22 protein-coding genes are annotated in these 19,479 nt (G+C 66.2%); 19 read left to right on the plus strand and 3 right to left on the minus strand.

The genetic code is table 11. The features are described 5' to 3' along the window. Positions 1-139: 139 nt before the first annotated feature. From EV657_RS19715 to EV657_RS19725, 3 genes are all read right to left on the minus strand, one after another. Entirely contained in the window at positions 140-1,027 is an 888-nt protein-coding gene (locus tag EV657_RS19715) for a calcium-binding protein (RefSeq protein WP_113668429.1), read from the minus strand. A gap of 233 nt (positions 1,028-1,260) precedes the next feature. Then, positions 1,261-1,788, minus strand: coding sequence for a hypothetical protein (locus tag EV657_RS21970; protein ID WP_208323322.1), 528 nt, complete (start codon positions 1,786-1,788; stop codon positions 1,261-1,263). Positions 1,789-1,866: 78 nt separating this feature from the next. After that, positions 1,867-2,619: a trypsin-like serine peptidase gene (locus EV657_RS19725; protein WP_166673743.1), complete on the minus strand. Its 753-nt coding sequence runs from the start codon at positions 2,617-2,619 to the stop codon at positions 1,867-1,869. A 138-nt stretch (positions 2,620-2,757) separates the two neighbouring features. On the opposite strand from EV657_RS19725, the gene yajC reads away from it, so the two are divergent. The 19 genes from yajC to EV657_RS19820 all read left to right on the plus strand — a co-directional run bounded on the left by yajC (position 2,758) and on the right by EV657_RS19820 (position 19,389). After that, complete coding sequence (gene yajC / locus EV657_RS19730) at positions 2,758-3,087, plus strand: preprotein translocase subunit YajC (RefSeq protein WP_075785139.1); 330 nt, start codon at positions 2,758-2,760, stop codon at positions 3,085-3,087. A 6-nt stretch (positions 3,088-3,093) separates the two neighbouring features. Then, positions 3,094-4,755, plus strand: a complete 1,662-nt coding sequence (gene secD, locus EV657_RS19735) for a protein translocase subunit SecD (RefSeq protein WP_134079509.1) — start codon at positions 3,094-3,096, stop codon at positions 4,753-4,755. 10 nt (positions 4,756-4,765) lie between these two features. Further along, entirely contained in the window at positions 4,766-5,737 is a 972-nt protein-coding gene (gene secF, locus EV657_RS19740; protein WP_075785141.1) for a protein translocase subunit SecF, read from the plus strand. 109 nt (positions 5,738-5,846) lie between these two features. Continuing rightward, positions 5,847-6,215 (plus strand): Mth938-like domain-containing protein, encoded by a 369-nt coding sequence (locus tag EV657_RS19745; protein WP_075785142.1) that lies wholly within the window; start codon positions 5,847-5,849, stop codon positions 6,213-6,215. A gap of 506 nt (positions 6,216-6,721) precedes the next feature. After that, complete coding sequence (ccmA, locus tag EV657_RS19750) at positions 6,722-7,336, plus strand: heme ABC exporter ATP-binding protein CcmA (RefSeq protein ID WP_134079510.1); 615 nt, start codon at positions 6,722-6,724, stop codon at positions 7,334-7,336. Further along, a complete protein-coding gene (ccmB, locus tag EV657_RS19755; protein WP_134079512.1) occupies positions 7,333-7,989 on the plus strand; it encodes a heme exporter protein CcmB in 657 nt (218 codons plus the stop codon). Before ccmA ends, ccmB begins: the two co-directional genes overlap by 4 nt. Positions 7,990-8,045: 56 nt before the next feature. Further along, complete coding sequence (locus tag EV657_RS19760) at positions 8,046-8,777, plus strand: heme ABC transporter permease (protein WP_113668434.1); 732 nt, start codon at positions 8,046-8,048, stop codon at positions 8,775-8,777. Continuing rightward, positions 8,774-8,932 carry a heme exporter protein CcmD gene (ccmD, locus tag EV657_RS19765; RefSeq protein ID WP_113668435.1) on the plus strand — a complete coding sequence of 53 codons (159 nt, stop codon included), beginning with the start codon at positions 8,774-8,776 and terminating at the stop codon, positions 8,930-8,932. The genes EV657_RS19760 and ccmD overlap by 4 nt, the downstream gene beginning before the upstream one ends. Next, positions 8,925-9,470: a DsbE family thiol:disulfide interchange protein gene (locus EV657_RS19770; protein ID WP_134079513.1), complete on the plus strand. Its 546-nt coding sequence runs from the start codon at positions 8,925-8,927 to the stop codon at positions 9,468-9,470. The genes ccmD and EV657_RS19770 overlap by 8 nt, the downstream gene beginning before the upstream one ends. A gap of 120 nt (positions 9,471-9,590) precedes the next feature. Then, complete coding sequence (locus EV657_RS19775) at positions 9,591-10,118, plus strand: hypothetical protein (RefSeq protein ID WP_134079515.1); 528 nt, start codon at positions 9,591-9,593, stop codon at positions 10,116-10,118. Between the two features lie 266 nt (positions 10,119-10,384). Further along, the gene (locus tag EV657_RS19780; RefSeq protein WP_113668438.1) at positions 10,385-10,690 is read left to right on the plus strand and encodes an STAS domain-containing protein; all 306 of its coding nucleotides are present in this window, start codon (positions 10,385-10,387) and stop codon (positions 10,688-10,690) included. A 21-nt stretch (positions 10,691-10,711) separates the two neighbouring features. Continuing rightward, positions 10,712-11,080: a response regulator gene (locus EV657_RS19785; protein WP_075785150.1), complete on the plus strand. Its 369-nt coding sequence runs from the start codon at positions 10,712-10,714 to the stop codon at positions 11,078-11,080. Continuing rightward, a complete protein-coding gene (locus EV657_RS19790; RefSeq protein WP_113668439.1) occupies positions 11,077-13,104 on the plus strand; it encodes a chemotaxis protein CheA in 2,028 nt (675 codons plus the stop codon). The genes EV657_RS19785 and EV657_RS19790 overlap by 4 nt, the downstream gene beginning before the upstream one ends. Then, positions 13,104-13,586 carry a chemotaxis protein CheW gene (locus EV657_RS19795; RefSeq protein WP_081382075.1) on the plus strand — a complete coding sequence of 161 codons (483 nt, stop codon included), beginning with the start codon at positions 13,104-13,106 and terminating at the stop codon, positions 13,584-13,586. Before EV657_RS19790 ends, EV657_RS19795 begins: the two co-directional genes overlap by 1 nt. Further along, positions 13,577-15,220, plus strand: a complete 1,644-nt coding sequence (locus EV657_RS19800; RefSeq protein ID WP_075785153.1) for a methyl-accepting chemotaxis protein — start codon at positions 13,577-13,579, stop codon at positions 15,218-15,220. The genes EV657_RS19795 and EV657_RS19800 overlap by 10 nt, the downstream gene beginning before the upstream one ends. Next, entirely contained in the window at positions 15,217-15,693 is a 477-nt protein-coding gene (locus tag EV657_RS19805) for a chemotaxis protein CheW (RefSeq protein WP_075785154.1), read from the plus strand. The genes EV657_RS19800 and EV657_RS19805 overlap by 4 nt, the downstream gene beginning before the upstream one ends. Positions 15,694-15,708: 15 nt before the next feature. Then, positions 15,709-16,608, plus strand: a complete 900-nt coding sequence (locus tag EV657_RS19810; RefSeq protein WP_134079516.1) for a CheR family methyltransferase — start codon at positions 15,709-15,711, stop codon at positions 16,606-16,608. Between the two features lies 1 nt (position 16,609). Continuing rightward, positions 16,610-17,725 (plus strand): protein-glutamate methylesterase/protein-glutamine glutaminase, encoded by a 1,116-nt coding sequence (locus tag EV657_RS19815; protein WP_208323320.1) that lies wholly within the window; start codon positions 16,610-16,612, stop codon positions 17,723-17,725. Next, a complete protein-coding gene (locus EV657_RS19820) occupies positions 17,722-19,389 on the plus strand; it encodes a methyl-accepting chemotaxis domain-containing protein (RefSeq protein WP_134079518.1) in 1,668 nt (555 codons plus the stop codon). The genes EV657_RS19815 and EV657_RS19820 overlap by 4 nt, the downstream gene beginning before the upstream one ends. Positions 19,390-19,479 lie beyond the last annotated feature (90 nt).

Consider the following 19,479-nt stretch of genomic DNA (forward strand, 5'->3'; position numbering starts at 1 on the left):
CGCGGACGGCGAGTATGAAACCCTCGAAGAACGCCCATTCCTCGTCCGACATAAGATCTCGTGCCAAGCTGGTCTCCATCGCAGATGCCACCTTGGATCATGCCCTGCGCACGAGCGGAATCCCTTTTGTCAACACGACCTAGATGAAGAAGATATCCGAGCCGTCGATGAGGCTCGGATCCACTCCTTCAAGCAGGACGTAAGTGTCATTGTTCATGTACAGCAACGCACTTCCATTGTGATCAAACAGTTGCAGGCTCGTCGCTCCTGAGAAGACCAGCATGTCTTCCCCGTCGGTAAAGTCCATGACCCTATCGACCGACTTATCTTGCATGAAGACGAACTGATCGGCGCCTGCGCCTCCGGTCAAAACGTCGCTCCCCTCGAAACCCATCAGGATATCGTTGCCCGCCCCCCCATTGATCGAGTTGTTTTCTTTACTGCCGATGATGGTGTCGTTGGCGTCCTGCCCCAGTATGTGCCGAATTCCGGTGATCTCGGTATTGCTGAAATCAATTTCTCCATCGACCAAGATATCGACGTCTTTAGTCGTGTCTTCGTTAGTAATGTGTTCAACAGAGTCCAGAGATTGGATCTTGATCTGCCCCCACATCGAGTAGGATGAGACCGCTTCGACAAGAATGGTGTCGTCGCCGCTGCCACCAAAGTAGCAGTCCCAGCCGTCGCTTCCGGTATGCTGGAAAGTGTCGTTGCCACCGTCGCCATAAAGCATGTCGTCTTGCTGACCGCCGTTGATGGTGTCGTCGTGCTCGCCTCCATGGATGACATCGTTACCCATACCTCCCTTGAGATGATCATTTCCGTCACCTCCGAAGATATGATCGTCTCCGTCGCCCGCGTTCACCGTGTCGTTGCCGGAGCCCGCATCAATGTAATCGTCGCCGGAGCTGGTGTCGACGTAGTCATTACCCGCCTTGAGATACACGGTGTCCGCGTAATACCACGGACCGCCGTCGTAGTTGGGAACAATGTAGTCGTTGCCATCAGTACCGTTAACAAACGCCATGAGCTTACCTTTTTACTGGCTTCACTTAACACCTTGCGTCTAGGAGGGAGACATTAAAACTGTGTTAGCGACCACAGCGGTCTGGTTTCGGCGGGTATTTGCAGAAACTGCACCTTCCAAGGTAATTTTGTCGGGCCTTCTGCGACCTATCACGTTGAGTGCGGTCTTGACGTTACGTCGCCGTGAAGGGATCCCCGAAATTTATACCCTCAAGGCTTGCATAAGGTGTCCACTTAACCTTCTTGACTGACGAATGACATGACGGTTTCGATGGGTCGTCGCCCCATGTTTCGGTAACCCAGATGCGGGCGCTCGGTATTGGGCTCGGTGGTTTCTTCTATCCCGGTCGTGCCGTCCGGGTGTGTCAGCCGCCGCTTGACCGTCTTTTCCGCGCCCAAGCCTTCGACCGCCTTGTTCAGGCGGTCGGTGATGAGGCCCTGTTCGGCCACGTCCACCTGCTTTTGCGCGACGATGGAGCGCCAGACCAGAAACGGCACGCCGACAAGGGCTGCCAGGACCAGACCAGCATTGCGGATCGCCTCATATTGTCCCTCGATGCTGGCGAACCGGTTCGTAAGGACCAGGGCGCCAGCGAACTGAACCACGGCCAGGACCGCCGCTCCGAGCGCGATGATCGCCAGTGCGAGCAGGGGCAATGCCAGCACCAGGCGAACAATCCAGCCGAAGCCGCTGAACCGTTTGAAATCCGGCCGCCAGAGATGGCTGGCCCAGTCGACGAGACGCGAGCGGTGTGCCGTCATTGTCGTTCCCCCCTGCGCCCAAGACTGCCCGGAATGCGCGCGGGAGGGAACCGGTTTGCGCGGCGCGGTCCGGCGCGCCTAGCGGCCCGCGAGGAAGGCGGCGCTGGGGCGGGCGGCGACAGAATGGACCTCGCCCGCGCCGCTGACCGAAGCCGACACGACGCCGACCACCGACCAGCGCGATCCCTCGCGCTGCAGCACCGGCGCGCCCGAGGTGCCCTGCACGACCGGGCAGCCGAGGCCGGCCATGCCGGGGCTCTGGACCACGACCCGGCAATCCGTGACCTTCGTCAGGGCGTTCAGCCGGTCGCGGCGATAGCCGATCACGGTCACGCGGGGGCCGACCAGATCAGGCGCGGCGACCGGCAGGGGCGGGATGTCCGTGATCGGCGTTTCCAGAACCAGAATCGCAACATCGCTGCGCAAGCTGCGGGAATCCGGTTTCTTTCCCGGATGAAAGTCCGGGTTCGACAGGACCGCGCGGGCGATGCGGTGGGCGGCATAGGTACCCTTGTACCAGCCCGCGAGGAAATGCACCTGTCCAGGCTGGGCGCGCGCGCTGCCGCGCAGCGCATAAAGACAATGGGCCGCGGTCAGCACCCTGTCGGGCGCGATCAGCGTGCCGGTGCAGAAGCCGCCGGTGTCGAAGCCTGCCACGTTGACCCGGCCGATGGCCCGCCAGGCGCGGTGCTGCGCCTCGGCCAGCGGCTCGGCCCGGTTGCGATCCCGGTCTTGGGCGCCCGCGGCATGGGCGGCGGGCAGGGCGGCCAGCCCCAGCGCGGCGGCAAGGAGAAGGGACAGCGCGGCACGCGGGCGGATCGGAGGTCGCATGGCCCTTGATATGCCTGCTTCGCGCCGCCATTTGAAGCCCCGGCGCAGCGCCTTGCCAAGCAGAAGACCCACGGATAGGGTGCGCCGCGACTGAAAACCGGGCGGCCCGATCGCCCTTCGGACACGGGGATTTTCCATATGTTTGCAACGCCTGCCTTCGCGCAAGCGGCCGGCGGCGGCGCCGCTGGCGCCTTCGGCTCGTTCATTCCGCTGATCCTGATCTTCGCGATCATGTATTTCCTTCTGATCCGTCCGCAGCAGAAGAAGGCCAAGGAACACAAGGCGATGGTCGATGCGCTGCGCCGTGGCGACCAGGTCATCACCCAGGGCGGGCTGATCGGCAAGGTGTCCAAGGTCAAGGACGATGGCGAGGTCGAGGTCGAGATCGCCGAAAACGTCAAGGTCCGCGTCGTGCGCCAGACAATCGCTCAGGTGCTGAACCGGACCGAGCCGGCGGAAAAGGCCTGATCGCCCATGCTGGATTTCGCGCTTTGGAAACGGGCCACGGTCTGGGGGCTTGTACTTTTGGGGCTGCTCTTCGCCGCGCCCAACGTCTTCTACTCCCGGGTCGAGGGGCATAACGATGCCCTCAAGGCCATCGAGACCCAGGGCGCGACCCCTGAACTGATCGCCAGCCGCGACGGATGGCCCGGCTGGCTGCCCTCGGGACTGGTCAATCTGGGCCTCGATCTGCGCGGAGGCGCGCATCTGCTGGCCGAGGTTCAGGTCGAGGATGTCTATGCCGACCGCATGGACGCGCTCTGGCCCGATGTGCGCGACGCGCTGCGCGCGGTCCGCGACCAGGTGGGTCCGATCCGCCGGGTCGAGGGCGCGCCGGGTCTTCTGCAGGTGCGGCTGAGCGAGCCCGAAGGCATGCCCGCCGCGCTTGAGGCCGTGCGGGCGCTGGCGCGGCCCATCGTCAGCCTTACCGGGGTCGGGGCCTCGGATATCGAGGTTTCGGGCGAGGGCGCGGTGCTGACCGTACAGCTTTCCGAGCCCGAGAAGCAGGCCACCATCGACCGCACCCTGCGCCAGTCGCTGGAAATCGTGCGCCGCCGGATCGACGAGGTCGGCACCCGCGAGCCGACGATCCAGCGCCAGGGCGAGGACCGCATCCTGATCGAGGTGCCCGGCATCGGCTCGGCCGACGAGCTGAAGGCGCTGATCGGCACCACCGCGCGGCTGACCTTCAACCCGGTCGTCTCGCGCACCACCAACCCCAACGAGGCGCCCGGGGCCAGCAATGTCCTGCTGCCCTCGATGGACGAGCAGGGCACCTATTACATCATCGAGAAGACGCCCGTCGTTTCGGGCGAGGACCTGACCGATGCCCAGCCCGCCTTCGACCAGAACGGCGCGCCCTCGGTCACCTTCCGGTTCAACCCGTCGGGCGCCCGCAAGTTCGGCCAGTACACGGCCGAGAATGTCGGCTCGCCCTTCGCCATCGTTCTGGACGACGAGGTCATCTCGGCCCCGGTGATCCGAGAGGCGATCCCGTCCGGGTCGGGCCAGATCACCGGCAACTTCTCGGTCGAGGAATCGACCAACCTGGCGGTTCTTCTTCGCGCGGGCGCGCTGCCGGCCGAACTGACCTTCCTCGAGGAACGCACCATCGGTCCGCAGCTGGGCGCCGATTCGATCGAGGCCGGCAAGATCGCGTCGATCGCGGCGTTTATGCTGGTGCTGGTCTTCATGTGGGCCAGCTACGGGCTGTTCGGGCTTTTTGCCAATGTCGCGCTGGTCGTGAATATCGGGCTGATCTTCGGCCTCTTGTCGCTGATCGGGGCCACGCTGACCTTGCCCGGCATCGCCGGGATCGTGCTGACCATCGGCATGGCGGTCGATGCCAACGTGCTGGTCTTCGAGCGCATCCGCGAGGAACTGAAAACCGCCAAGGGACCGGCGCGGGCCATCGAGCTGGGCTATCAGCGCGCGCTTTCGGCCATTCTCGACGCCAACATCACCACCTTCCTGACGGCGGTGATCCTGTTCGCCATGGGCTCCGGTCCGGTGCGCGGCTTTGCCGTGACGCTGGCCATCGGTATCGTCACCTCGGTCTTCGTCGCGATCTACGTCACGCGGCTGATGATCGTGATGTGGATGGAACGCCGCCGCCCCAAGACCATCGTGCTGTGAGGGAAGATCCATGCGCCTGAAACTCGTTCCCTCCGATACCAGCTGGGACTTCTTCAAGTTCTCGCATGTCTCGCTCGGCGCCTCGGCGCTGGCGATGGTGGTCTCCATCGTTCTGGTCTTCACGATGGGGCTCAACTTCGGCATCGACTTCAAGGGCGGCACCACGATCCGCACCGAAAGCAGCCAGCCGGTCGATGTCGGCGCCTATCGCGATGCGATCTCGGCGCTCGATCTGGGCGACGTCTCGATCACCGAGGTCTTCGACCCGAGCTTCGGCCCGGACAAGAACGTGGCCCAGATCCGGATCCAGGCCCAGGGCGATGCCGAAAGCGTCACGCCCGAAACCATCGCAGCCCTTGAACAGGCGCTGACCGGGATCGATCCCTCGATCACCTTCCCCTCGGTCGAAAGCGTGGGGCCGAAGGTCTCGGGCGAACTGGTTCAGTCGGCGGCCATCGCGGTCAGCCTCTCGATCCTCGCCATGCTGGTCTATATCTGGCTGCGCTTCGAATGGCAGTTCGGCCTTGGGGCCGTGGTCGCGCTGATCCATGACGTGACGCTGACCATGGGCATCTTCGCGGGGCTGCAACTGAGGTTCGATCTGGCGATCATCGCGGCAATTCTGACCATCGTCGGCTATTCGGTCAACGACACCGTGGTGGTCTTCGACCGCGTTCGCGAGAACCTGCGCAAGTTCAAGAAGATGGACCTGAAGGACGTGCTGAACCTCTCGATCAACGAGACGCTCTCGCGCACCACCATGACCTCCTTCACGACGATTCTGGCGCTGATCGCGCTGATCGTGCTGGGCGGCGACGTGATCCGCGGCTTCGTCTTCGCGATGACCTGGGGCATCATCGTCGGCACCTATTCCTCGATCTTCGTGGCCTCGAACATCCTGCTGATGCTTGGGGTCAAGCGCGACTGGTCCAAGGATGGCGATGGCGGTGCGGGCACGCAGTTCGCCAAGGCCGAGGGCTGATCCGCACTGGCCCCCGCGGGCAATGACCTGAAGATCCCGGGCGCCGGGCGGTTTCCTCCGCCTGGCGCCCGTGCCATGATCGGGCTTCGCGACGCGACAGGAGAGCCCGATGAAACTGACCGAGATGACCATCCCCGAGGGCCTGCCCATCGACGGCTACGGCCCGGGCTTTTTCCGGATCGGCGGCGAGGTCCGCGAGGGCGGGGCGCTCGTGGCCCTCGGCCGTGTCGAGCGCTGGGCCGGTCCCGAGGACGAGGCGCCCCTGATGGCGCTGGCGGGCCGCGTCGATATCCTGCTGATCGGCACCGGGCCGACGCTCGTGCCGCTGCCGAACCGGCTCCAGTCCCGGCTCGAGGCGGCCGGGCTCGGGGTCGAGCTGATGTCGAGCCCCTCGGCGGCGCGCAGCTACAACGTGCTTCTGGCCGAGGGCCGCCGAGTCGCCGTCGCCCTGTTTCCGATGCCTGCGCCCGGGGCCTGACGGCCTGGTCCTGCTGGCTGCCGATCGAAGGTACCTCTCCACCGTGTCAGGTGGCCGACGCCGGAAACGGTTGGCCGAACGCGGAACGGCGTTGGGCTTGGAACTCACCAGGTCGTCTTGCCGTCTTGAGCCAGCCCATCCATTCGGCTCGACCGGAGGAGCGTCGGGACTGCTTCACATGGCCTTCCCTCTGGCGCAGGCAAGCCTTGGGACGCCCGTAAGGGGCGTTCAGGCCTGGAACCCTGCGAGGTGCGTGGGGACGGACACCCGCGCCAGCCCCGATCCCGTGATCCGCCCCGGCCAGTTGCCCTGAAAGCCGCCGTCATCCCTGATCGTGGCACCTCCGTTCTTCTTGGCCCAAATACCCCCGCCGGAGGCTGCGCGCGCGGCACGCGCGCGCCCGGCCCAACGCCGGACAAGCGGGCGCGTCAGCGCCGCGCCGGCCGGGGGCGGGAGCCGCCCGTTTCCGGCTTTCCGCCTGGCGCCCTTTCGGCTATGCGAAGCGCATGGAACTGGTGGTGACGGATCTGGCCTGCGCACGCGGCGGCGTGCCGGTCCTTGAAGGGGTGGACTTCACCCTCGTGGCCGGGCAGGCGCTGATGCTGCGCGGACCGAACGGCATTGGCAAGACGACGCTTCTGCGCACGCTTGCGGGGCTGCAGCCGCCGCTGGCCGGCTCCGTCTCGGCGCCGACCGAGTCGATTGCCTATGCCGCCCATGCCGACGGGCTCAAGGCCACCCTCACCGTGACCGAAAACCTGACCTTCTGGGCCCGGATCTTCGGCCAGACCGATATCGCCCCGGCGATCGAGGCCTTCGATCTCGCGGATCTCGCCGGGCGTCCGGCCCAGAACCTGTCGGCCGGGCAGAAACGCCGCCTCGGCCTCGCCCGGCTGCTGGTCACGGGCCGTCCGATCTGGATGCTCGACGAACCCACCGTCTCGCTCGACGCGGCCTCGGTCGCGCAGTTCGGCCGCGCCGTCGCCCGGCATCTTGACCGGGGCGGCGCAGCCCTCATCGCGACCCATATCGATCTTGGCTTCGAGGCGGGCGTACTGGACGTCTCGGCCTTCCGCGCCCGGCCGCGCCGGATCGACAGTTTCGACGAGGCTTTCGCATGATCGCGCTGCTGCAGCGCGACCTCAAGCTCGCGATCCGCGCGGGCGGCGGCTTCGGGCTCGGGCTTGCCTTTTTCCTGATCGTCGTCGTGCTGGTGCCCTTCGGCGTCGGTTCCGACAGCGGGCTTCTGGCCGCCATCGCGCCCGGCATCCTCTGGGTCGGCGCGCTTCTGGCCTGCCTGCTCTCGCTCGACCGCATCTTCGCGCTCGACCACGAGGACGGCTCGCTCGATCTGCTGGCAACCGCGCCGATCCCGCTGGAAGGCGCCGTCGCGATGAAGGCGGCGGCGCATTGGGTGACGACCGGCCTGCCGCTGACGCTCGCCGCCCCGGGCCTTGGGCTTTTGCTGAACCTGCCCGCGTCCGGATATGGCTGGCTGGCCGCGAGCCTCGCGCTTGGCACGCCCGCGCTCAGCATGATCGGCAGCTTCGGCGCGGCGCTGACCGTGGGGCTCAAGCGGGGCGGGCTGCTGCTGTCGCTGCTGGTGCTGCCGCTTTACGTGCCGACGCTGATCTTCGGTGCCGAGGCTGTGGCGCGCGGGATCGACGGGCGCGACACCGGCACTCCGCTTTTGATGCTGGCCGCGATCACGCTGGCGGCGACCGCGCTCCTGCCTTTCGCCGCGGCTGCGGCAATCCGTATCAATCTGCGCTAGGGGCCTCACACGCTCGTCACTTGAGGGCCTTCCGAAACGCCACTAGGAACACGCTCATGTCGTCGCTTTGGGAATATGCCAACCCGCAGAAATTCATGCGGACCTCGTCGGTCCTGCTGCCGGTCTTCGCGGTGGCGGCGGCGATCTCTCTGGGGGTGGGGCTGGTCTGGGGCTTCTTCCTGACGCCCGAGGCCGAGAATTTCGGCTCCACCGTCAAGATCATCTACATCCACGTCCCCTCGGCGATGATGGCCATCAACGCCTGGGTGATGATGCTGGTGACCTCGCTGATCTGGCTGGTCCGCCGCCACCATGTCTCGGCGCTGGCGGCGCGGGCGGCCGCGCCCATCGGCATGACCATGACCCTGATCGCGCTGGTCACCGGCGCGATCTGGGGCGAGCCGATGTGGGGCACCTACTGGGTCTGGGACCCGCGCCTGACCTCGTTCCTGATCCTGTTCCTGTTCTATCTCGGCTATATCGCGCTCTGGGAGGCCATCGAGAACCCCGATGCCGCCGCCGACCTGACCTCGGTCCTGTGCATCGTGGGGTCGGTCTTCGCGGTGCTCAGCCGCTATGCGGTGAATTTCTGGAGCCAGGGCCTGCATCAGGGCGCCTCGCTCAGCCTCGACAAGAAGGAAAACGTGGCCGACGTGTTCTATATTCCGCTTCTGCTCTGCATCGCGGGCTTCGTCTGTCTGTTCGTCGCGCTCGTTCTGCTGCGCACCCGGACCGAGATCCGCGCCCGCCGCATCCGGGCGATGATCGCGCGGGAGCGGATGGCATGATGCCCGATCTGGGGAAATACGCGGTCGCGGTGCTGTCCTCCTACGGCATCACCCTGGGGCTTCTGGCCGGGCTGGTGGCGCTGTCGCTCTGGCGCGGGGCGCGGGTGAGGCGCCAGCTCGACGAGGTCGAGGCAAGGAGAAAGCCGGATGTCTGAGAAACGCAGGATCTCGCCGCTTCTGCTGGTGCCCCCGGTGATCTTTGCCGGGCTGGCCGCGCTGTTCTTCATCGGCATGACCCGCGATGATCCGAACGCTTTGCCCTCGATGCTTGTGGGCAAGCCCGCCCCGGCGCTCGAGCTGACCGATCTGGGCGAAGAGGCGCCATTCACCGCCGAGACGCTTCGGGATGGCCAGGTCAAGCTGGTGAATTTCTGGGCCAGCTGGTGCGCGCCCTGCCGCGAGGAGCATCCGGACCTGAAGGCTCTGGCCGAGGCCGGGGTTCCGATCTACGGCATCAACTACAAGGACGATCCGGCGAAGGCGCAGCGCTTCCTCGACGAGCTTGGTGATCCCTTCGCCGCGATCGGGGCCGATGCGTCGGGCCGCACCGCCATCGAATGGGGGGTCTATGGCGTGCCCGAGACCTTCGTTCTGGACGGCAACGGCACGGTGCTCTTGCGCCATCCCGGGCCGCTGACCCCAAAAATCGTCGAGTCCACGATCCGGCCGACGATGGAGGCTGCCGCGCAGTAGACCGGGGGCGCGGACGAGCCCGGTCCCGGGACGCCGCCATAGACCCAAGAGATCAGGTGCCGGTAGGATCGCACTGCCCGCGAGGTCGAGCCGGACCGTCACGTGACCTCCCGTCTTCTCATGGGCAAGTCCGATGCCGTGCTGATCGGTGATGGCCCCGGACAATCGACAGCCCCGGTCCCGCGCCCCGCGCCGCTTGGCACAGCGCTCGGAGGTCAGATCGGCCGGTCCATCGACGGGATTGGCGATGCGGAGCACCGGACCGGGCGACAGCGCGATCTCGACCGGGCCTCTGCCATGCTCGCGGGCATTGCCGATGAGATTGGTCAAAAGGATCGCCAGACTGTGGGGCGAAAGCGCCAGATCGAGCCGCTCGATATCGGCGTCGTCGAAGCGGACGGCGGCCCCCGGGGCGGTCGCGGATCAGCAGATGCAGCACACCGATCAGACCGCGCGGTCGTCCGACCGGCCGGTCTCGGTCTCGGCGCTGGACAGTTGCAGGAGCCGTTCCACAAGACGCCCGAGCCGGTCGAGGGTCAGCTGTCCTTCCGGTATGGCCCTGTCGGCAGTCCCTCTCTTTCGGCGGCCTTCGCCATGGACGAATACCGGGAGGCGCTGGAGCCTGCGTTCGGCTTCGGCAAAGGCTGACCGGAAGGCCCGGGCGGGGCATGTGTCCCGGCCCGGCCGTTTGGCCGTTGCAGATCCTCTGTCCGGGGGCGCGGCCAATGCAATTCAACCCGCGTGTTCCCCCCAAAAATACCGGGCGCTTGCCCTTACGTCGTCCTAAAGCCCTGCGATCCGGTGCGGGCGTGCTCTCACGCACCCCCGCACTTGTGCAGGCGGATCTCCGGCACAACTTGACGTAGCGTTAAGTTTTTCGGGCTAGAGAGGGTCGAAGATCACAGGAGGCGACGATGGCGACCAGCCTGATCCACGGAATCGACGGGATCGACCTTGAAATCGCCGAGGATTTGCGGGTCCGGCTCATCTCCGATCTGAGCTCGAAAAGGGCCTACCGGATCGACACGGCGGAATGGACGCGCTGCGACCTGTCGGGGGTCGCGGTGCTTCTGTCGGCCGTCAAGACGGCCAGCGTTCTGGGAGCAACGCTCGAGATCGACCTGCCGCCGGATGGGCTGGTCGAAACGTGCATGCGCGGTTGCGGCCTCGATCCGGCCTTGCTGCGCCGCGCGGGCGCGATGGCGTCCGCGCAGGTGTGACCAGGACTCAGGAGGTTCAAAATGGCGAAGAAGGTCTTCATCGTCGACGATTCCCCGTCGGTGCGGCAGATGGTGAAGAAGACCCTTGCGGGGGCGGGCTATGACGTGATGGAGGCCGGCGACGGCGAGGAGGCCCTGTCGCTGCTCGCCTCGGTGCGGCCCGACGCGATCCTGACCGACCAGAACATGCCGCGGATGGACGGTCTGTCCTTCATCCGCGCCTATCGCGGGCGGCCGGGCGGGATGGGCGTGCCGATCGTCTTTCTGTCGACGGAAACCCGCGACGACCTGCGCCAGCAGGCCAAGGCCGCCGGGGCGCTGGGCTGGATGTCGAAGCCGTTCGACCAGGCGCAGCTTCTGACCGTGGTCAAGCGAATGGTGGGCACATGACCGACGACGACGATGGCGCGGCCGTCTTCCTGATCGAGGCGCGCGAACTTCAAAGCGCGATCGAGCGTAATCTTCTCGACCTCTCGGAGGCACCGGGCGACCGTGCCCTGATCGACGCGCTGTTTCGCGACATCCACACCCTCAAAGGGTCAGGTGCGATGTTCGGCCATGTCGATCTCGCCCATTTCCTGCACGGGTTCGAAACGGCCTTCGAGGCGTTGCGCGCTCCCGGACGGACCGCCAGTGACGCGTTGATCAACGTGGCGCTTCGGGCCTGCGACCAGATCACCGCGCTTCTGGACGATCCTGCTGCGGCCCGCGCGGGCAATGCCAGTCTCATCGAGTCCCTGGACGCTGCCCTGGGCGGGGGGGACGCAGCCTCCGGCCCTCATCCCGCCTCCGCTCAGGCGACGCCCGCCGTTGCCCCGGCCGAGGACGGGTGGCGCATCTCGTTCTCGCTCGGTCCCACGGCGCTTGGCCTTGGGGTGAATGTTCCCGCGCTCCTTGGGGAATTGAAGGATCTGGCCCCGGATGCGGTACGGATCGCCTGTGAGACCGGGGCCTTGCCCGGGCTGGATGCGCTCGATCCGGCCTGTCCGCCCTTCGTCTGGACGGTCGAGATCGCAGCCGACCTCGATCCGGCGCGCATCGACGAGGTGTTCCTGTTCCTGCGCGACGATCTTGTGCTGGAGGTGACGTCGCTGGCCGAAGCGGCCGCACCCGAAAGTGTTGCCGAGACGCCCCAACAAACCGTGGCATCGGCGGAACCGCGGCCTTCGGAGCTGCCCCCTGCGGATGTCCCTGCCGAGCCCGCCCCGGCCACCGCGTCGCGCCAGCGCGAACGTTCGACGATGCGGGTCGCGACCGAGCGGCTCGACGAGATCATGGATCGCGTCGGCGAACTGGTGATCGCGGAATCGCGTCTTCACGATCTTTCGATGGCGCTCCAAAGCCCGGCGCTGATGGCAGTGGCCGAGGATATCCGACGCCTGACCTCTGGCATGCGCGAAACTACCATGTCGATCCGCATGCTGCCGATCGGTAATCTTTTCAGTCGCTTCCGCCGTCTCGTCCACGACCTCTCGGACCAGCTCGCCAAGCCCATCGACTTTGTGACCGCAGGCGGCGAGACCGAACTCGACAAGACCGTGATCGAGCTTCTGAACGATCCGCTGGTGCATATCCTGCGAAACGCCGCCGATCACGGGATCGAAGACGGTGGCGCGCGGGCCGCCACCGGCAAGCCGCGACAGGGCACCATCACGCTGAGCGCGACCCATGCCGGGGCCGAGGTTCATATCCGCATCCATGACGATGGACGGGGGCTCGATGACGGGCAACTGCGCGCCAAGGCGATCGAGCGCGGGCTGTTGCCCGCCAACAGCCAGGTCACCGGCCCCGAGTTGTACCGGCTGATTTTCGAGCCGGGGTTTTCAACCGCGCCGGCTGTCACGGAGCTTTCCGGGCGCGGGGTCGGCATGGATGTCGTGCGCAGTGTCGTTCAGGGGCTGCGCGGCCAGATCGATGTCGACAGCGAACCGGGGCATGGCACGACCGTGACCCTTCGGCTGCCGTTGACGCTGGCCATCACCGACGGGCTGCTGGTCGAGGTTGGCGGCGAACGCTATTCGATCCCGGTCGCGGCCGTGGAGGAATGCGTGGAACTGCCGCCCGACCTGGCTCTGGGCGCAGGCCGGTCCAATTTCCTCAACATCCGCGGCGATCTGGTGCCCTTTCTGCGTCTGGCCGATGTGTTCGAGACCCCCGGGCTGCGGCCGGACTTCCAGAAAGTGGTGATCGTGGCGGGCAGCCATGGCCGGATCGGGCTCGTTGTCGACCGGATTGTCGCCAATGCCCAGACCGTGATCAAGCAACTGTCCTGCATCCATGCCGGGCTCAAGGCGTTTTCGGGGGCAACGATCCTCGGCGACGGGACGGTCGCGCTCATTCTCGACGTGGGCCATCTGATCGCGCTGGGCACCGCGATCGAGGATCGGGCCCGCAAGCGGAAAGGAGCCGCATGATGCAGGCCGTCACCCTGACCCTCTCCGACGAGATTTTCGCGTTTCCGACACGGATCCTGCATGAGATCCTCGAACCGGTTCCGGTGACCCGCGTCCCGCGCGCCGGGTCCTTTGCCACCGGTCTTATCAATGTGCGCGGCACGGTGGTTCCGCTGACCGACCTGCGGGTGGCCTTCGGCATGACATCGCGTCCGCCGGACGAACATACCCGGATGCTGGTGCTGGATGTGCCGGTCGCGGGCGCGGAGACCACCGTCGCCGTCATTGCCGACCGGGTCCTCGACGTGACCGAACTCGACGATGCCGCGGTTGGAGAGATCCCCGAAGTCGGCATGCGATGGCCCCCCGAATTCCTGTCCGGGATCGCGCGAACGGACCAGGGTTTTGTGATCGTTCCGGATCTCGCCCGGATCTATGCCGCCGCCCTGTCGGAGGACAGCGCGGATTTCTCCTTCGAAAAGGACCCCTCGTCATGCGTCTGACCATAAAGCTGAAACTTGCCGGGGCTTTCGTCCTGCTGATCGTCATGTCGGCACTGGGCATCGGCATCACCCTGTCCGACATGTCCGCTCTGAACAGCCGGCTGAAGGATATTGTCGATAACGGGGCCAAACGGGTCGAACTGACGCTGGCTGTCACCGCCGAGGCGTTGCGCGCGCAGATGGATGTGCGTGAATATATTCTGGCGGAAACCCAGGCGCAGCGCGAGGCGGTGGCCCAGGCGCTGACGGCTTCGCGCACAGTGCACGAGAGATACGTTTCGGATCTGCAGGATCTCAGCACACCCGAAGGGCGTGCCGCGCTTGAGGACTATGGCGCACTCTACCAGGAGCTGCGCGGCACCTCGGCCAAGGCGATGTCGCTGGCCGAGGCAGGACAGAAGGATGCCGCCTACGCCGTCTTGTCCGAGGAGGCGCCAGTCATCTGGTCGAAGATGGAGGCCAACCTGACCAGCATCCGCGACCGCAACAACGATATGATGCTGTCCGCAGCGGCCGACAGCGCGCACCGCTTCGAACTGGCGCGGCGTCTGGCGATCGGGATGATCGTCGGCGCGGTCGTCATCGGGTCGGTGCTGGCCATTCTGATGCTGCGCTCGATTTCCAGCGGTCTGGCCAGAGCCAACCGTCTCGCGCGCGCCGTGGCCGAGGGCGATCTGTCGCAAAGCGCCCGGGTGACCGCCAATGACGAGGTGGGGGATCTGCTGAAGACCCTGAACCTCATGTGCGAAAAGCTGCGGACGGTCGTGGGAGAGGTCAGCACCGCCGCGCGCAACGTCTCGACCGGGGCAGGGCAGATGTCGGTGACCTCGGAAGAACTGAGCCAGGGCGCGACCGAACAGGCCTCGTCAACCGAGGAGGCCTCGGCCTCGATGGAAGAGATTGCCGCGACGATCCAGCAGAATGCCGAGAACGCGGCCGAGACCGAGCGGATGGCGCGCAAGTCCGCAAGCGACGCCCGGGTCAGCGGGGTGGCGGTGAAGGAGGCGGTCGAGGCGATGCAGACCATCGCCGAAAAGATCATGGTGGTGCAGGAAATCGCCCGCCAGACCGACCTCCTGGCGCTGAATGCTGCGGTCGAGGCGGCGCGGGCAGGCGAACACGGGCGCGGCTTTGCGGTCGTCGCCTCCGAGGTTCGCAAGCTGGCCGAACGCAGCCAAAGCGCGGCGGGCGAGATTTCGGCGCTGTCGGGCAGCACCGTTAAGGCTGCGCGCGAGGCGGGAACCATGCTGGAAAGTTTGGTTCCCGATATCGAGCGGACCTCCGAACTGGTCACCCAGATCTCGCGTTCGACCCAGGAACAGGCGACCGGCGCCGGTCAGGTCAACCTCGCGATCCAGCAGCTCGACAAGGTTACCCAGGAAAACACCTCGGCCTCCGAAGAGCTGTCCAGCACCGCCGAGGAACTGGCCAGCCAGGCCGAACAGCTGCAATCCGCCATCGGCTATTTCCGCCTGGCCGAGGGCGGTGCGGCCCCTCGTCCGGCACCGGCGCGCAGCAAGCCGCGCAAGGATCGCCGAACCGCGGCGCTGGGCTTCGACTTCAATCTCGACAGCGAGGAGGACGGACTCGACGCCAAGTTCATGCGCGACTGGAAGAAGGACAGCGCGGCATGAGCGGTATCGGGCAGGTCGTGACCCTGGGCGTTGGCGATGAGAGATTCGCGGTGCCGGTGGACCGGGTCCAGGAGATCCTCGACCGGCGCCGGATCGCGCGCATTCCCAATGCACCTGCCCATGTGCTGGGAGTGATCGACGTGCGCGGCACCGGCGTTTCGGTGGTGGATCTGCGCGTGGTTCTGGGCCTGCCTGCCGCCGAGGAGGACGACGCAACCCGCATCGTCGTGCTCTGGCTCGAAACCGGCAGGCGGCGGGCGCAGGTTGCGCTTCGCACCGACCGGGTTTTCGAAGTGGCCGCGCTGGATGGAGATCGGGTCGAGGATGTGCCCGAGGCGCAATTGCTCAACTGGGACAAGCGGCTGATCTCGGGGATCGGCCGCCGTCAGGGCGAATTCGTCACGCTGCTCGACCTCGACCGCCTTTTCGATGCGCTCCCGGAGTCGCGGACCGCCGATCCGCTTGACGCGTGAAGGGAAAACTGTCCGATGTCGATCCTGTCGCCGTTCCGAGCCGATGAAGCCGAAGATCCGGACGGATCGGCACGCCGCGGCGCCCCGCGCCGTGCCGGTTCCGGCTTTGCCCGCTTCGCGGCCTTCGTCGAGGCCGAGATCGGCGTGCGGCTGTCCGAGAAGAAGCGCACGATGGTGGACGGCCGACTGCGGCGGAGGATGTCGCAGCTGGGCATTTCCGATCTCGACAGTTATTTCAGGCACCTCTTCGAGGATGGCGCGCTCGATGAGGAACGCACGGCAATATTCGACGCCGTCACCACGAACAAGACCGATTTCTTTCGCGAATCCGCGCATTTCGACCATCTGATGGACGTGGCTGCGCCGGCCGCGATCGCGCGGCGCTCGGGGACAGGACAACCGGTCAAAGTCTGGTCCGCCGCCGCCTCGACCGGGCCCGAGGCCTGGTCCATCGCCATGTGTCTTGCCTCGCTTGCAGACCGGGACGGGGCGTTCAACTGGGCGATCCTCGCGACCGATATCAACACCGAGGTGCTGGCCATCGCGCGCCGGGCGATCTACCCCGAATCGATGCTGGGGCCGCTCCGCCCGGAGGATCGCCAGCGCTGGCTGATGCAGGGCCATGGCGATCACAGGGGCAGCTGGCGGATCGTGCCCGAACTGCGCCGCCGGGTCCGCTTCGGTCAGCTCAACCTGATGGATCTCGACTTTTCGATCGATACGGATATCGACGTGGTCTTTCTGCGCAATGTGCTGATCTACTTCTCGGCAGAGGACCAGACCCGCCTCATCGACCATATTTCGTGCCATCTCGCGGTCGGCGGCACGCTCTATCTTGGGCATTCGGAATCGATGGTGGCCCACCGCTCCGACCTCCGGCAGGTCGGCCCCGCAACCTTCGTCAAGGCTGAGTGACATGGCGCGTTCCAAGATCTCAGACCCGATCCGCGTTCTCCTGATCGACGATAGCGCCTCGATCCGGATCGCGTTCAAGAAGCTGATCGCCGAAGATCCCGGGCTGGAGCTGATCGGCGCCGCACCCGATCCCTTCGTCGCGGTCGAGATGATGCGCGACCGCCTGCCGGACGTTTTGTTGCTCGATCTGCAAATGCCGAGGATGGACGGGCTTACCTTCCTGCGCAAGATCATGAGCCAGCGTCCGCTGCCGGTGGTGGTGATTTCCGCCTTCACGAAGTCGGGATCCGAGGCGTCGTTCAAGGCGCTGGAACTGGGCGCGGCCGAAGTTCTGGCCAAGCCCAGCGTGTCCACCCCCGACGAGCGGCGCGAGGCCGCAATACGAATTTCTGATGCGATCCGGGCCGCGGTCCAATCCCGTCAGCCGCGCGCCCGGTCGGCCCGGGTGGCCGGGCCGATCCAGGTCGGCGAACGCCACACCGCCGATGTGATCCTGCCGCGCATCGCGACCGCGCCGGGGTTTTCGGGTCCGCCGGTGATCGCCATCGGCGCCTCGACCGGCGGCACAGAGGCGCTGAAGGTCGTGCTGGAGGCGCTTCCCTCCGGGCTGCCGCCCATCGCGGTCGTGCAGCATATGCCCCAGCATTTCACCCGCGCCTTTGCCGACCGGCTCAACCTGACCTGTCGCCTTCACGTCAAGGAGGCCGAGACGGGCGAGGTACTGACCCCGGGGGTCGCGGTGATTGCGCCCGGTCATCGCCATCTGGTGCTGCGGCGCAGCGGCAAGCTGTATCGGGTCGAGCTGCATGACGGTCCCTGCGTGGCGCGCCACCGTCCGTCGGTCGATGTGCTTTTCCGGTCGGTGGCGCAGGCCGCGGGGGGCGGCGCCGTGGCGGCGATCCTGACCGGCATGGGCGATGACGGCGCGCAGGGCATGGCCGAGCTGCATCAGGCCGGTGCCTGGACCCTGGCCCAGGACGAGGCCAGCTGTGTCGTCTACGGCATGCCGCGGGCTGCCGTTGAATTGGGCGCGGTCGACCGCGTGGCCACGCTTGGCGACATCGCCCGCGAGATTACCGCCCGCGTGACTCGGGAAGACAGAAAGGCCGTGCCGTGACCGCCCACTCGCGAACTTTTTCCCAGCATGGATCGCGCCATACCGGCGGGGCCGAGGTGCATGTGCTGCGTCGCGAGGTCGAGGCGGCGTTTCTGGCCGCCGGCCGGTCGCTCGTGTCCATGGACGAGCGGATCGAGGTCCTGACCGTGCCGCTGGGCGATCTGGTGAACCGGGCTCCGACCGTGCTGGACGCGGTCGGGGCCTATGCCAACCGGCTGCAGACCTCGGCCGGGGCGCTCGACACCGACCTGCTGGCCGGCGCCCGGAACGTGACCGAGCTTCGCTCGATGATCGAGAAGCTGGGCGCCACCGTCACCGATATCGGGCGCAAGCTGAAGACGATGAAGTTCGTTGCCACCAATGCGCGGATCTATGTGTTTTCGCTGAGCACTAGGCATATGCGTCTGGAGGCCTTCGCCGAAAGCGCCCGCGATCTTGTGGGCCATTCCGATGCGATCGTGACCGATGTCGCGACGGTCACGGAATGCATCTCTGACTGTCTGGCGGTTCTGGCGCATCGCGACTTGCCCAGCCTGAGGCGAGAGGTGGCGGCGCTTTTGCCCCAGTTCGCCGAGGTCGGGCAGATGGTCTCTGCCTTCCGCGGCGAGAGGCGCAACGAAACCGCCTTCGGGCGGCCGCTTGCCTCGACCATGGACCGGATGAAGGATGAATTCGGCCAGTTGATCGTCAGTCTTCAGGCGGGCGACCGGGCCAGCCAGCGGATCGACCATGCCGGCCAGATTCTCGACCTGGCGAACGCTCCGGGCGGCGATCCGGCGCTGGCGATGCTGGCCCAGGCCCAGCTTGCCGGGGCCCATGCCGATCTTGCGGCCGAAACCGAGAACATCCTGATGGGCCTGCGCGACGGCGTCGCGCGGTTTGAGGATATTGCCGGCAGTTCGGGCGCCGGTTCGGAACGGCACCGGCTGACCCTCTTCGAGATGCTGCACGACCGGGTCCGGTCCGCCGAGGCGCGTGTTGATGAGATCCGGCATCGGCGCACGGTCATGCTCGAGGCGTCCGAGCTGTTGCTTTCCGAGATGGAGCGTCTGCGGAAGGTGTTGACCGATATCTCGTCGCTGGCCGAGGATCTGCGTCTGGTGGGGACCAATGCCGTGCTGGCCTGTGGCGAGCTGGGCGATGACGGGGATGCGCTGCGCGAGATCGCGACGCAGCTGCGCCATCTGGCGGCGGGGGCGGCGGGCGAGTTCGGCACGGTCTGGCGGTCGCTTGCCGCGACCGACAAGCGGATCTCTTCGCTGGTCGAGGGGATCCGGTCGCGCCTTGCGACGGCCATCGCCGAGATCGAGACCTCCGGGTCGCAGATGGCGGTCGAACTGGAGGATGTGTTCAGCGCGGGCAAGGCGGTCAGCCAGGGCACGGGCCAACTGCTGGCCTCGCTGCGCGAGACGGTCCCCGAGACCTGCGAGGACCTGCAGTCGGTCCTGGGCCGGATGGGTCGGATCGCCGAGTCCCTGCGTGATGCCGAGGCGGTGGCCCCTCAGGTCGATCCGGACCCGGAGCTGCTGCGCACCGCCTGGGACCTTTACACGATGGACGCCGAACGCGTGCTGCATCGCGACTTTTGCGACCGCATGCGCTGGACCCCGCCTCCCGATTGTGCTGTCGCCCAGGTCAGCAGCGCGGAAGATGTGTTCTTCTAGGTCGTGTTGACAAAAGGGATTCCGCTCGTGCGTAGGGCATGATTCAAGCTGGCATCTGCGATGGAGACCAGCTTGGCACGAGATCTTATG

Origin of the sequence: Rhodovulum visakhapatnamense (assembly GCF_004365965.1) — a bacterium.
In the GTDB taxonomy this organism is placed as follows: domain Bacteria; phylum Pseudomonadota; class Alphaproteobacteria; order Rhodobacterales; family Rhodobacteraceae; genus Rhodovulum; species Rhodovulum visakhapatnamense.